The following is a 13142-nucleotide window of genomic DNA, read 5'->3' as shown; positions in this document are numbered from 1 at the left end:
GGGACGGATGGCTGGCCGACCTCGTGTCGCTGGAGGTCGCCGACAGAGTGGAAGCCGACCAACGTGGAGCAGCTCTGGATCCACGGCGGCATCCTCACTCGGTGTCGGAACTAGCCGTGGCCACCCACTGGCTCTCGGTGTGCCAGTTTCTCAGGTGATGCCGGCCCGCCGGCGCGACTCCGTGTGCTCGCGCATGCGCGCGTTCGACTCCCTGGTGAACTGCTTCCAGGCGTCGAGCTTGCCGGGCAGGATCGGCACGAACAGACTGATGCTGTTCAAAACTTGTCCTCCCATCAGACCGTTTTTCCAGCGCATGTTTCAGTCCCGAGTCCCGAGTCCCGAAGGGCTCAATCACCGACCAGCAGAATCTTGCCCACGTGAACGGATGCCTCCAGCCGCCGGTGCGCCTCGGCGGCCTTCTCGAACGGGAAAATGCTGTCGATCACCGGGCGGAAGCGGCCGGATTCGAGCCAGGGCCAGACATCCGTCCTGAGGGCCCGCATGATGGCCGCCTTCTCCTCGAACGGGCGGGAGCGGAGGGTGGTACCCCAGTACCGGCCGCGCTTCTGCATCAGATGGAACGGATTGAAGTCGGCGTTCTCGCCGCTCTGGTTGGCGATCACCATGATGCGGCCGTCGACCGCCAGTGCCGCCACGTTGCGGGCCGCGTAGGAGCCACCGATGATGTCGAGGATCACGTCGGCGCCGCGCCCCTCTGTGGCGGCCTGGATTTCGGTGGGGAAATCCTGCTCGCGATAGTTGATCAGGATCTCCGCGCCCAGGCTGCGGCACACCGCCAGCTTCTCGGCTGAGCCGGCCGTCGCGGCCACCCGCGCGCCGGCGAGCACGCCCAGCTGGATCGCGGTGGTGCCGATGCCGCTGGCGCCGCCGTGCACGAGCAGCGTCTCCCCGGCGGCCAGCCCCGCACTCAGGAACACGTTCGACCACACGGTGGCCAGCGCCTCCGGCAGGCCCGCCGCCTCGACGAGGTCCACGGATTCGGGCACGGGCAGGGCCAGGTCTTCGTGCACCACGGCCTCGGTGGCGTAGCCGCCGCCGGCCAGCAGGGCACACACCCGGTCGCCGACCGCGAACCGCTTTGCCTCGGCGCCGACTTCATTGACGACTCCGGACACCTCCAGCCCGGGCCACTGCGGCGCCCCGGCCGGCGACGGGTAGCTGCCCAGCCGCTGCGCGACATCCGCCCGGTTCACGCCGGCCGCGGCGACCCGAATCCGGATGTCGCAGGCCCCGACGGGCAGGTCGCTCACCGTTGTGAGGGTGAGGGCATCGGGGCCGCCGGGGGTGTCTACGATGATCGCGCGCATCGGGTCAGCCTACGCGCGTGCACTTTGCGACGGATCCACGACTGCGCGGTGGTTCGGTCTGTGGAACCCGGCCACGGAATCTACGATGGTAGACAGGGGCGTGGCTGTTGCATGCCTTGGGTCGTACGCACGTGATCCGCAATGACGCGGAGATTTTCTGATGGAGGCTTATTTCAATGACGTCTGAGTCCACCCGCACCGGGAAATCACCGGCAGGCAGCACACTCGACGCTTTCCTGGGCGACTACTACGAGCACCTGGCCGGGGAAGACCGGCAGAACTCCGATGGGGGAACCCTCCGCGAGCGGGCCGTCCATCATTGGCAGGTCGCCCAGAGCCGCACCCCCAGCACCCCGAACATCGAGATCCGGAACGAAGCCGGCCGCAGCATCGTCTACATCGTCACCGACGACATGCCTTTCCTGGTTGACTCGGTGACCGCCGAGCTGGTGCGCCAGCACTCGGCCATCCACCTCGAAGTGCATCCGCTACTAGTCGTGACCCGCGACCGGAACACCAACGAGCTCCTCGGCGTCACCCGCGTGCACGGAGGCGACGGCGCCCGGCCCGGTGACGTCGACGAGACCGTCACCCAGGTCGAGTCGTGGATCGCGATCGAGATCGAAACCGCCAACGACGAGGCGCGGGCTGCTCTGGTCGCCGGGCTGGCCACGGTCCTCGGCGACGTTCGCGCCGCCAACGAGGACTGGCAGGCCATGCGAACGAAGGCCGTGGAGATCGCCGACGCGCTCGGCGACGTCGCCCACGCCGAGGGCATCCAGGAGATCAAGCAGGCGCAGGACTTGCTGCGCTGGCTCGACCGCGACAACTTCACCTTCCTCGGCTACCGGGAGTACGACCTGGAGACCGTCGACGGAGAGGACGTGCTGAGCATCCGTGACCGCAGCGGCCTGGGGCTGCTGCGCTCCACCGAAGACGGGCACCAGATTCAGCACCTGACGGATGCCGGCCGGCTCAAGGCGCGCGAGCGTAGCGCCCTGGTGATCACCAAGGCGAACTCGCGTTCCAGCGTGCATCGCCCGGCGTACTTCGATTACATCGGGATCAAGAGTTTCGATGCGGACGGCAACGTGCGGGGGGAGCAGCGCTTCATCGGCCTGTTCGCCGCCACGGCGTATACGAGCTCGGTGCGGGATGTGCCGATCCTGCGCGAAAAGGTCGACGCCGTGATGGACCAGGCCGGGTTCCCGCCAGGGTCGCACAGCGGCAAGGAGCTGCTCGGCATCCTGGAAACCTACCCCCGCGACGAGCTGTTCCAGATCGACGTGCCCACCCTGTTCACCACCACGCTGGCCATCCAGCGTCTGCAGGAGCGGCGGCGCACCCGGCTTTTCCTCCGCCCGGATGTCTACGGCCGGTTCATGACCGCGCTGGTCTACTTCCCCCGCGACCGGTACACCACGGCCGTGCGGCTGCGGATCGAGAAGGAGCTGCGGGACACCTTCCACGCCGAGTCCGTCGACTTCGAGGCCCGGATGACCGAGTCCGCGCTGGCCCGGCTGTTCTTCCGTATCCGGTTGCAGAAGAACGACACGGTCGGCGTCGTCGACGCCGTCGCGCTGGAGCACCGGCTGGTGATGGCGGTGCGGTCCTGGCCCGAGGGGATCGGCGAGAAACTGCGCGAGAGCCACCCGCTGGACGAGGCGGAGCGCCTCTCCGAACTCTGGTCGGAGGCGTTCCCCGCCAGCTACCGGGTGGATTACGAGCTCGAGGAGGCCGTGCAGGACATCGAGCGATTCGAGGCCGGCGCCGCGGCCGCCGCCGCGGCGGCGGCCGCCGGGACCGGGCCGATCCGGCCGGCGCTGAACGTGTATCTTCCGACCGGCACGGGCGCTGGTGACACGGTCATCGACGCCGACGACGGAAGCACCGCGGGACGCGGCGTCACGGCGGAGGATGCCCGGATCAAGCTCTACATGATGGAGCCCAAGAGCCTGAGCCAGATCCTGCCGTTCCTGCAGAACCTCGGCATCGAGGTGCTCGACGAGGTGCCCTTCGAGATCGAGACCGCCGACGGCCGCGCGTTCTACCTCTACGACCTGGGCTTGAGCTACCCCGAGGGCGTGGACCCGGTTGCGACCGGCGCACTCCTGGCCGACTCCTTCGGCGCCGCCGTCAGCGGGGCCATCGAATCGGACGGCCTCGACCGACTGGTGCTGCGGGAGGGCATGCCCTGGCACCGGGTCGTCATCCTGCGCAGCTACGCCAAGTACCTGCGCCAGGCCGGAAACACCAACTCCTACGGCTTCATCGCCGATACCCTGCTGGCAAATCCGGCCGTCACCCGAGGGCTGGTGGCGCTCTTCGAGGCCCGGTTCGATCCGGAATTGGCCGAGCCGGAGCGCATCCGTCGCAGCCTGCAGGTCAAGGATGAGCTGACGGCGGCCATGGAAGCGGTCACCACGCTCGACGCCGACCGGGTGCTGCGCACCCTGATCAACCTGATCGAGTCGTCGCTGCGCACGAACTTCTTCCAGGACAAGCCCTACCTGAGCATCAAGCTCGACCCGACCACGATCGAGCTGTTGCCGTTCCCGCGGCCGAAGTACGAGATCTGGGTGTACTCCCCGCGGGTGGAGGGCGTACACCTCCGCTTCGGCAAGGTGGCCCGCGGCGGGCTGCGCTGGTCGGACCGGCGGGAGGACTTCCGCACGGAGGTGCTCGGCCTGGTCAAGGCGCAGACGGTCAAGAACGCGGTGATCGTGCCGACCGGGGCCAAGGGCGGGTTCTTCGCCAAGCAGCTGCCCGATCCGGCGCTGGACCGCGCGGCCTGGATTGCCGAGGGCATCGGGAGCTACAAGACCTTCATCCGGGGGCTGCTCGACCTCACCGACAACCTGGTGACCACGGCGGAGGGGGAGCGGCTCGTGCCGCCTGCCCGGGTGGTGCGCCACGACGACGACGATTCCTACCTGGTCGTCGCGGCCGACAAGGGCACGGCCACCTTCTCCGACATCGCCAACGGCGTCGCCGCCGAATACGGTTTCTGGATGGGCGACGCGTTCGCCTCCGGCGGCTCGATCGGCTACGACCACAAGGCAATGGGCATCACCGCCCGCGGCGCATGGGAGTCGGTCAAGCGCCACTTCAGCGAACTGGGCGTCGACACGCAGGCCGAGGACTTCACGGTCGTCGGCGTGGGCGACATGTCCGGCGACGTCTTCGGCAACGGCATGCTGCTCTCGGAGCACATCCGTCTGCTGGCGGCCTTCGACCACCGGCACATTTTCCTGGACCCGAATCCGGATGCCGCGCGCTCCTTCCAGGAACGAGCGCGCCTCTTCGCCCTGCCGCGGTCGTCGTGGGCGGACTACGACACCAGCCTGATCAGTGCCGGCGGCGGGGTCTTCCCGCGCCAGGCCAAGGTGGTGCCGATCTCCGCCGAGGTGCGCACCGCACTCGGGCTGCCGGACGGGACGGTGCGGCTGAGCCCGCCGGAACTGCTCCGCGCCATCCTGGCCGCCCCGGCCGACCTGCTCTATAACGGCGGCATCGGCACCTATGTGAAGGCCAGCAGCGAGACGGCCGCGCAGGTCGGCGACAAAGCGAACGACGCCATCCGGGTCGACGGCCGGGATCTGCGGGTCAAGGTCGTCGGCGAGGGCGGAAACCTCGGGATGACCCAGCTCGGGCGCATCGAGGCGGCCCTCACCGGCGTGATCCTGAACACCGACGCGATCGACAATTCCGCCGGGGTGGACTGCTCCGACCACGAGGTCAACATCAAGATCTTCGTCGACCGGATGGTGACCGCCGGCAAGTTGGCCGAGTCGGAGCGGTCGGAGTTCCTTGCTTCCATGTCCGACGAGGTGGCGCGGCTGGTGCTGGAAGACAATGTCGACCAGAACATCCTGCTGCTCAACGACCGGGCGAAGGTGACCACCTGGAGCCCCAGCTACGAACGGCTGATGGACTGGCAGGAGGCCTCGGGCGACCTCAAGCGCAAGTTGGAGGCGCTGCCCACCACGGCGACGCTGCGGGAGCGCCTTGAAACGGGCCAGGGCCTGACCTCACCCGAGCTGTCCGTGCTGGCGGCCTACGCCAAGATCGATCTGGCGACCACGCTGCGGGACAGTGACCTGCCCGACGACCCCTGGTTCGGCCGAACCCTGCGCCGGTACTTTCCGGTGCAGCTGTCCGAGCGCTTCGACGCCGAGCTCGACACGCATCCGCTGCGCCGCGAGATCATCGCCACCGTCGTCGCGAACAACATGATCAACCTCGGCGGCGTGACCTTCGCGTTCCGGGCTATGGAGGAAACCTCGGCGAACCAGGCCACGGTCGCGAAAGCCTTCGTCGCGCTGCGGGAGATCTTCGAAATCGACGTGCTCGTGGCCGAGGTCAACGCCCTGCCGTCGTCGTTCCCGACCAAGCACTGGACGTCGATCCACCTGGACATCCGTCGCCTGCTCGACCGGGCCGTGCGCTGGCAGGTCAACCAGGGGGCGTCGCGACCGGTGGGCGAGGTGGTGGCCCAGTACAAACCGCAGATGGACCTGATGCGCGCCCACCTGGAGGATTACCTCAAGGGCGGCGACCTCAAACGCGTGCAGTCCCTGCTGGAGACCGCCCAGGAGTGGGGCGTACCGGAGAACCTCGGTCGCCGGTGGGCTGAACTCTTCGAGGCCTTCGCCCTGCTGGACGTGGCGCAGATCTCCGCCCAGGTCGATGAGCCTCTGGCCGACGTCGCCGGCGTCTACTACACGGTCTACGACCGGTTCCGGGTGGACAACCTGCTGGAGCGCATCACCGTGCTGCCGCGCAAGGACCGCTGGCAGGCCCTGGCCCGCGCCGCCCTCCGCGACGACCTGTACTCGACGGTCGCCGATATGACGCGGGCGGTGCTGAAGGAAACACATGCCGGCCACGCCGACGCCCGACTGCTCGCCTGGGAGGCGCTCAACGCGGAACAGTTGGGACGGGCTCGCAGCGTGTTCGAGGAGGTCAACGCCCTCGGTCAGGACGACATGGCGTCCCTGTCCGTGGTTGTGCGGCTGCTGCGCTCGATCGTGCGCCGCTGACCTGCCGGCTGCGGACATCCGTCGCTGCGCGCTGCTGCCCACTATTACTGCCTGCTGCCACCGGCCGTTTGGGGCTAACTCAGGAGAATGGCGAGCCTGATGAGTGTGGGCCGGCATCGGCCGCGGAATCACGAGGCGGGTGCCGGCCGGGCACGGGGATCTCCTGAATTAGCCACAGTGGATGGCCCGAACAGACGGATGCCTGAGCCCGGTCAGGGTCGCCCGCGGGGAGCCGGTGTCCCGAACCACCCTCCGCCGCAGTGTGGCTGACTCAGGAGATCTGACAACGCAATGCCTCTTGGCCGCACACGTGCCGCGGAATCACGCGGTGGGCGTCCCCGGCGTGCGGGGATCTCCTGAGTTAGCCACAGTCCGTGCTGCCAAAAACGGATTCTGACCACATCGGCGGCGCCGCTCGACGGATTTCCGGGGCAGTCTTCCGGGGTCACGCTCTAGTGGCCGCGGGCGATCCATTCATCCAGGTGCCCGGCCTCGGCGCCGATTGTCGTCGACTCGCCATGGCCGGTGAGCACGACGGTGCTCGCCGGGAGCATCAGCAGCTTGCCTTTGATCGAGGAGAGGATCGTGGGGAAGTCGCTGAACGACCGGCCGGTCGCGCCGGGTCCGCCATGGAACAAGGTGTCGCCGCTAAAGACCGTGCCGAGCGCGGGCGCATAGAAGCAGACGGCGCCGGGAGAATGCCCCGGCGTGTGCAGCACCTCGAGTTCAATACCGGCCACCCGGATGCGCTGGCCGTTCTCGAGCGGACGGCTCGGCGGGGCATCCGGGTAGACCCGGTCCCACAGCATCATGTCGTCGGGGTGGAGGTAGGTCGGCGCGGTGTGCGCGGCCTGCACCCCGGCGACGGCACCGATGTGGTCGTCGTGCGCGTGCGTGCAGAGGATGCCCACCAGCTTGCGGTCGCCGACCGCGGCGAGGATGGCGTCGACGTCGTGGGCCGCGTCGACCACAACGCACTCGTCGTCGTCGCCGACGATCCAGACGTTGTTGTCCACGTCCCAGGTGCCGCCGTCGAGGCTGAAGCTGCCCGAGGTGACGAGGTGTTCGATCCGCGCCGTCATCAGAGCACGACCACGGAGCGCAGCACGTCGCCGCGGGCCATCTTCGCGAATGCCTCCTCGATATGCCCGATTCCGATTCGTTCACTGACGAACTCGTCCAGCGGCAGGCGGCCCTGCAGGTAGAGGTCGGTCAGCATCGGGAAGTCGCGCTCCGGCAGGCAGTCGCCGTACCAGGACGATTTCAGAGAACCGCCCCGGCCGAACACGTCGAGCAGCGGGATCTCCAGCATCATCTCGGGGGTCGGCACGCCCACCAGCACGACGGTGCCAGCCAGGTCGCGGGCGTAGAACGCCTGCCGCCAGGTCTCGGGACGCCCGACGGCGTCGATCACGACATCCGCGCCGAAGCCGCCGGTCAGTGCCTGCACGGCCGCGACCACGCCGTCCTCGTCGAGGCCGGCTGAGTCGATGGTGTGGGTGGCGCCCAGCGTCTGGGCGGTCGCGAGCTTCTTCGCGTCGCGGTCGATCGCGATGATGACGGATGCCCCGGCGAGCCGGGCCCCGACGACCGCCGCGTTACCCACGCCGCCACATCCGATCACGGCGACCGAGTCGCCCCTGGTCACGTTGCCCGTGTTCATGGCGGCCCCGATGCCGGCCATGATGCCGCAGCCGAGCAGTCCGACGACCGCGGGGTCGGCGGCAGGGTCGACCTTGGTGCACTGTTTCTCGTGCACGAGAGTCTTTTCGGCGAAGGCGCCGATGCCGAGGGCGGGGCTGAGCTCGGTGCCGTCCGTGAGGGTCATTTTCTGGGTGGCGTTGAAGGTGTTGAAACAGTACCAGGGCTCGGCGCGCTTGCAAGCGCGGCAGTCGCCGCAGACGGCGCGCCAGTTCAGCACGACGAAGTCGCCCACGGCGACGTGGGTGACGCTCTCGCCGACGACGCTGACCCGGCCGGCGGCCTCGTGGCCGAGCAGGAATGGGAACTCGTCGTTGATGCCGCCCTCACGGTAGTGCACGTCGGTGTGGCAGACGCCGCAGGTCTCGATGTCGACGACGACCTCACCGGGCGCAGGGTCGGGGATGACGATGTCGACAAGCTCCACCGGCGCGCCCTTCGATCGAGCGATGACGCCTTTAACGGTGATCGACATGGGACTCCTCTGGGTTGGTGCCCGGACAGGCGGTGGTGGAACCCAACTACACTACCCAACCTCCCTGCCCTGCCCTATCCAACCAATTCGACGGAGATTTTGCCAGAGAGAACCCGTTTCGGCCCGAAACAGGCTCGTAGAGGCAAAATCTCCGTCGAATTCGTTAGGAGGTTCAGGGTGCGGATGCCGCGCGCGGAGCCACGCGACCGGCCGAGAACGCGACCGGCCGGAAGCACGCGACCGGTTACGCGAACTCCTGGCAGTGATCGCACCACCAGCCGCCGCCGACCGACGCCATCGGGTCGTAGCAGGAAGCGCAGGCCGGCGTGGGAAGCAAGTTGTCGTCGTTCATTCGGAGCTCAGTTTCGATTCTGAAAACGAGTTCCCCAGCCCAGAGAAAGGCATTCGCGAGATTTGAGTGTAGGCAGACCTCGACTCGGATGTCTAGGAAAATTGACTATTCTGCGTACTTTCTAGCGCGGCAACGGATGCGCTCAGCGCGGCAGCACGCGCTCCGACACCTCCCACAGAAAAATCTCCGCAATGGACGGTCCGATGCCGGTGAACGCCTCCTCTGATCGGTGGGCGCTCGGGCTGTCGTCGTCCGCGGCTCTGCTGCAGGCCACGGCCGCCTCCCTGCCGCCGGAGCTGCTCAAGGTCAGCGGCGTGCTCGACTTCGGTGCCACGATCTTCACCTGGCAGCCGCTCGTGCTGCGCGCGGTGATGATGGCGCGCGCCGTGAGCGTCACGCACCTGTCGGCGCCCCGCGGCGGCGCCATCCGCCTCGCGTCGACATCCGCCTCGCGGCGGGACTCGAGGTGAGCCTCGACGACCAGCCCGAAAATCCTGCTCTATCGTGCACATCCCACGGCAATCTTCGATTTCGACGTGCGGCCCTCCGCCGCCGGGTCGCAGCGGATCGGGCGCCCTGCTTTCGTTCTGGTCAGGGTGTGTATCTGGTCAGCGCGAGGGTTCCAGCCGCACCAGCACCGCCTTGGAGACGGGGGTGTTGCTGCCCTCCGCGGTGGAATCCAGGGGCACCAGCACGTTGGCCTCGGGGAAGTAGGCGGCGGCGCAGCCGCGGGCGCTCGGGTAGGCGACGAGCCGGAACCGCCGCAGCACCCGGTCGACGTTGTCGCTGAACTCGCTGTGCACATCGACGAGCATGCCGCTGATCAAACCCAGCTCCGCGACATCCTCCGGGTTGACGAAGATGACCTGGCGGCCGTTCTTGATGCCCCGGTAGCGGTCGTTGGGGCTGTAGATCGTGGTGTTGAACTGGTCGTGCGAGCGCAGCGTCTGCAGGAGCAGGCGCCCCGGCGGCCGTTCGAGGGGCTCGAGTTCGTTGACCGTAAGCAGGGCCTTGCCGCTGGGGGTCGGGAAGGTGCGCAGGTCGCGCGGCGCATGGGGCAGGGAGAAACCTTCCTGCTGGCGGATGCGTTGGTTGAAGTCGGCGAAGCCCGGAATGACGTGCGAGATGTGGTCACGGATGATGTCGTAGTCGCTCTCGAAACCGGCCCAGTCGATCGAGGCGGTGCCGTCGAGGGCGGCCCGGGCGAGGCGCGACACGATGGCCACCTCGGAGAGCAGCTGATCCGACACCGGTGGGAGTAGGCCGGTGGACGAGTGCACCGCGGAGACCGTGTCCTCAACCGACACGAACTGCGGGCCGGTGGCCTGCAGGTCGATCTCGGTGCGGCCCAGGGTCGGCAGGATGAGCGCCTGGTCGCCGACCACAGCGTGGGACCGGTTCAGTTTGGTGGAGATCTGCACGCTCAGCACCGTCTTCTGGATTGCGGCCTCGGCGACGACGGTGTCGGAGATCGCGCCGACCAGGTTGCCGCCCAGGGCGATCCAGACCGTGACCAGGCCGTCGCGCATGGCGCGAATGGAGTCGACGCTGTCCAGGCCGTCCACGCGGGGCGGGTCGAACCCGAATTCTCGTTCCAGGGCGTCCAGGAACGCCGGTGGCATCTTCTCCCAGATGCCCATGGTGCGGTCGCCCTGCACATTGCTATGCCCGCGGATCGGGGACGCCCCCGCGCCGGGCTTGCCGATGTTGCCGCGCAGTAGGAGCAGATTGATGATCTCTCGGATTGTCGGAACGGCCTTCTTGTGCTGGGTGATGCCCATCGCCCAGGTGATGATGACCCGGTCCGCCCGCAGATACCGGTCGGCCAGCTCGTCGATCTCGGCCGCGCGCAACCCCGTGGCCGCCAGGACCGCACCGTCATCCTGGTGGGCGAGGTGCTCGCGCAACTCCTCCAGCCCGACACAATTCTCGCGCAGGAACGCATGGTCGAGCACGGTTCCGGGCCGGGCGGCCTCGGCGTCGAGCACCCGTCGGGAGAGGGCCTGCATGAGGGCCATGTCGCCGCCGAGCCGGATCTGCAGGTACTGGTCGGCCATCACGGTTCCGGCCCCGACGACGCCCCGCACCTTCTGCGGGTTCTTGTAGCGCATCAGCCCGGCCTCCAAGAGCGGGTTGACGGCGACGATGGCGGCGCCCGCCTCCTTCGCCTCTTCCAGCGCCGTGAGCATCCGCGGATGGTTGCTGCCCGGGTTCTGCCCCATGATGATGATCAGGTCCGCACGGGCGAAGTCGGCGTAGGTGACGGTGCTTTTGCCGATCCCGACGGTCTCCGCCATCGCGTGGCTGGTCGACTCGTGGCACATGTTCGAGCAGTCCGGCAGGTTGTTCGTGCCGAGCGCGCGCACGAACAGCTGGTAGAGAAAGGCCGCCTCGTTGGAGGTGCGACCGCTCGTATAGAACGTCGCCTGGTCGGGCGAGTCCAGTCCGCGGAGGGTGTCCCCGATCAGCTTGAACGCGTCGTCCCAGGTGATCGGCTGGTAGTGCTCGGACCCGGCCGGCTTGTGCACCGGCTGCACGAGGCGGCCTTGCATGCCGAGCCAGTACTCCGACTTCGTGAGCAGCTCGCTGATCGGGTTCTCGGCCCAGAATTCGGCCGGGATCCTGATCGGCGTTGCCTCCCAGGTCACCGCCTTGGCGCCGTTCTCGCAGAACTCGAACGTCTTGCGCCGATCGGGATCCGGCCAGGCGCAGCTCATGCAGTCGAAACCGTCCCGCTGGTTCATCGCAGTCAGTGCCTTCAGGCTGCGCGGCACACCCATCTGCCGGAAGGCCGGCCCCAGTGCATGGGTGACGCCTGGCACCCCCGCCGCCCATTCCCTGGGCTTGCCGACCTCGATCTTGTCCTCGTCGATATCGTCAACGCTGCTCATACGTCGGTAGTAGCACCCTTCGCCGGGGCCGACAAGGCATGTGCGACTCACCCTCAGGCCGAAATGCGCCGAACGGATCCCGCCATCGGTCACCACGAGGTCAGAAATGACCGTACCGTTGATATGTGGTCTTCAAGCATCGGACTTGAAGAGTGTGGGGGCCACGCACACGAAAGGTTTTTCTAGCTTGAGCGACGAATGCATCCATGGACTCGAAGGCGGCCTCTGCGCCAGCTGCTTCCCGAAGGCCGCTCCCGAAATCGTGCCCGGCGTGGCCACCCGCGCCAGCCGGAGCAAGTCGACGGGCCGCGCACCGTCGCTTCGCAGTTCGCCGTCACCGCGCACCGTCACCCTGGGCGGACCCAATCCCACCCTGAGCGCGAAGACCGCTACCGCGAAGCCGGCCACCGCCAAGGTCGCCAGCACCGTGAAGCCCGTCAGGAGCACGAAATCCTCCCACGACAACGTCGGTGAGCAGCGGATCTACCACGTCACCCACATCCGCAACCTCGCCGGCATCCTGAACAGCGGGCGCCTGCTTGCCGACGCGAGCGACGCCTGGACCGCCCGGCCGGTCGTCGACCTGTCGTCGGCACCGCAGCGCGCGGCCCGGCGTGCCGCGCTCGTCGCCGGAGACGACAGCGCGAGCGTCGCCTGCTACGTGCCGTTCTTCCTCTCGCCCAATGCGCGTCTGTGGGACAGCCTCCTCACCGAATCCAACGACCCGCGCCTGTCGCCGGAGGCGCACCGCTCTCCGACGTACGACTTCGTCATTCTGGTCAGCACGGTCAAGAAGCTCCTCGACGCCCAGGCCGGCGCTGAGGAAACCGTCGCAGCGAGCGTCGCGGTGGCCAACGGGGATGCCGCGGGGGCCCTGACCAGGTTCGGCTCTGCTCCCGAGACTGCCGACCGCATGCTGCGTTCGCTGCGCGCCGATCAGGAATCACAGAAGATCCGGGAGGCGGAACTGCTCGTCACCGAGTCGTTCCCGTTCGAGTTGGTCACGCTCGTCGGCGTCGCCAACGACAAGGTGCGCGACGCGGTGCGCAGCATTTTCGCCGCCGAGGCGCACAAGCCCAAGGTCGTCGTGTACCCGCCGTGGTTCCACGCCGTTGAGGAAACCGCAGCGCCCTAGCCGGTCAGACGTCCGGAGCGCCCTCTCGCCACGTGCCCGGCCTGCCCTGTCCGGCGTCGAACCAATTCGACGGAGATTCTCGTGAAAAGCAGCTTTTTCAGAGTTTTCGGGGCCGGTTCCGGCAAAATCTCCGCCGAATTCGTTCGCGACGGAGGTGCTCCCGGGCCTCGGACTCGTCAGACACGGCGGGTGGCGTGTGCCTGCCTGGCTCTGCCCTA

General features: G+C 67.8%; 8 protein-coding genes. 3 read left to right on the top strand and 5 right to left on the bottom strand.

Annotated elements, in window-relative coordinates:
• Positions 1–150 precede the first annotated feature (150 nt).
• The gene (locus tag E3T25_RS17695) at positions 151–279 is read right to left on the bottom strand and encodes a hypothetical protein (protein WP_255409004.1); all 129 of its coding nucleotides are present in this window, start codon (positions 277–279) and stop codon (positions 151–153) included.
• A 68-nt stretch (positions 280–347) separates the two neighbouring features.
• A complete protein-coding gene (locus E3T25_RS10075; protein ID WP_134374035.1) occupies positions 348–1328 on the bottom strand; it encodes an NAD(P)H-quinone oxidoreductase in 981 nt (326 codons plus the stop codon).
• 176 nt (positions 1329–1504) lie between these two features.
• Here E3T25_RS10075 and E3T25_RS10070 point away from each other — a divergent pair, with 176 nt between their 5' ends.
• Positions 1505–6370 carry an NAD-glutamate dehydrogenase gene (locus E3T25_RS10070; protein ID WP_134374033.1) on the top strand — a complete coding sequence of 1622 codons (4866 nt, stop codon included), beginning with the start codon at positions 1505–1507 and terminating at the stop codon, positions 6368–6370.
• A 452-nt stretch (positions 6371–6822) separates the two neighbouring features.
• Here E3T25_RS10070 and E3T25_RS10065 read toward each other — a convergent pair whose 3' ends face one another.
• On the bottom strand, positions 6823–7452 hold the full coding sequence (locus E3T25_RS10065; protein ID WP_134374031.1) for an MBL fold metallo-hydrolase: 630 nt from the start codon (positions 7450–7452) through the stop codon (positions 6823–6825).
• A complete protein-coding gene (locus E3T25_RS10060) occupies positions 7452–8546 on the bottom strand; it encodes an S-(hydroxymethyl)mycothiol dehydrogenase (protein WP_134374029.1) in 1095 nt (364 codons plus the stop codon). The genes E3T25_RS10065 and E3T25_RS10060 overlap by 1 nt, the downstream gene beginning before the upstream one ends.
• Before the next feature lie 543 nt (positions 8547–9089).
• Between E3T25_RS10060 and E3T25_RS10055 the strand changes: the two genes are divergently transcribed.
• Positions 9090–9368: a hypothetical protein gene (locus E3T25_RS10055; protein WP_134374027.1), complete on the top strand. Its 279-nt coding sequence runs from the start codon at positions 9090–9092 to the stop codon at positions 9366–9368.
• 138 nt (positions 9369–9506) lie between these two features.
• Here the strand turns inward: E3T25_RS10055 and E3T25_RS10050 are convergent, their stop codons facing one another.
• The gene (locus E3T25_RS10050) at positions 9507–11789 is read right to left on the bottom strand and encodes an FdhF/YdeP family oxidoreductase (protein WP_134374025.1); all 2283 of its coding nucleotides are present in this window, start codon (positions 11787–11789) and stop codon (positions 9507–9509) included.
• Between the two features lie 187 nt (positions 11790–11976).
• Here E3T25_RS10050 and E3T25_RS10045 point away from each other — a divergent pair, with 187 nt between their 5' ends.
• Positions 11977–12924: a DarT ssDNA thymidine ADP-ribosyltransferase family protein gene (locus E3T25_RS10045; protein WP_166785984.1), complete on the top strand. Its 948-nt coding sequence runs from the start codon at positions 11977–11979 to the stop codon at positions 12922–12924.
• The last annotated feature ends 218 nt before the right edge of the window (positions 12925–13142 follow it).

It is taken from the genome of Cryobacterium sandaracinum, assembly GCF_004403415.1.
GTDB classification, from domain to species: domain Bacteria; phylum Actinomycetota; class Actinomycetes; order Actinomycetales; family Microbacteriaceae; genus Cryobacterium; species Cryobacterium sandaracinum.
Note: the sequence above shows the minus strand (reverse complement) of the source record. Positions and strands in the feature narration are given on the sequence as shown.

Excerpts from the sequence above, each read along its gene's own strand:
- E3T25_RS10075 (WP_134374035.1), bottom strand. The coding sequence starts at position 1,328 with ATGCGCGCGATCATCGTAGACACCCCCGGCGGCCCCGATGCCCTCACC.
- E3T25_RS10070 (WP_134374033.1), top strand. The coding sequence starts at position 1,505 with ATGACGTCTGAGTCCACCCGCACCGGGAAATCACCGGCAGGCAGCACA.
- E3T25_RS10065 (WP_134374031.1), bottom strand. The coding sequence starts at position 7,452 with ATGACGGCGCGGATCGAACACCTCGTCACCTCGGGCAGCTTCAGCCTC.
- E3T25_RS10060 (WP_134374029.1), bottom strand. The coding sequence starts at position 8,546 with ATGTCGATCACCGTTAAAGGCGTCATCGCTCGATCGAAGGGCGCGCCG.
- E3T25_RS10055 (WP_134374027.1), top strand. The coding sequence starts at position 9,090 with ATGGACGGTCCGATGCCGGTGAACGCCTCCTCTGATCGGTGGGCGCTC.
- E3T25_RS10050 (WP_134374025.1), bottom strand. The coding sequence starts at position 11,789 with ATGAGCAGCGTTGACGATATCGACGAGGACAAGATCGAGGTCGGCAAG.